1 protein-coding gene is annotated in these 448 nt (G+C 58.5%); it reads right to left on the bottom strand.

Annotated features, from left to right (window positions below; genetic code table 11):
* Positions 1–448 (bottom strand): hypothetical protein (locus FYZ48_RS29455; protein WP_187782290.1); only part of this gene is annotated, 448 nt, incomplete at both ends.

Below are 448 nucleotides of genomic sequence, written 5' to 3'. Positions count from 1 at the left end.
CGAAGCACCGGGGGCCAGGTTTGTATCCCCGAAGCCGGAGACCAGGCTGAATCCGGTCGGGACGTTGATGCCACCCAGAGCCATGTTCCGTTCGCCGAAGTTCGTTACGGTGAAGGTCTTGACCACGGGAGCACCGGTAATCGTATCTTCGAAGTCCACGGCACCGCTGTCTTCCACGGTTCCGCCATCCACTTCGACCTTGATCACCGGATCAACTACCCGGATGATCCGGATTTCATCGGCGTAGACAATACCGTCCGCATTGTCGCTCAGCAGGACCCGCAGGATGTTGCTGTCAATCTCAACCGGATCGCCAATGTACTCCCACCAGGTGCCATCATCCAGGAAGTCATTCGAACTGGTCTGATGACTGACCCGGAACGTGTCGACCGGGGTCGCATCCGAGAAGATCGTGTACGGAGCATTGGTCGCGGCAGCCCGTCCGTAA

The organism is Gimesia chilikensis, from assembly GCF_008329715.1.
GTDB lineage: Bacteria > Planctomycetota > Planctomycetia > Planctomycetales > Planctomycetaceae > Gimesia > Gimesia chilikensis.
The sequence above is the reverse complement of the archived record's forward strand: the minus strand, read 5'-3'. Positions and strand labels throughout refer to the sequence as shown.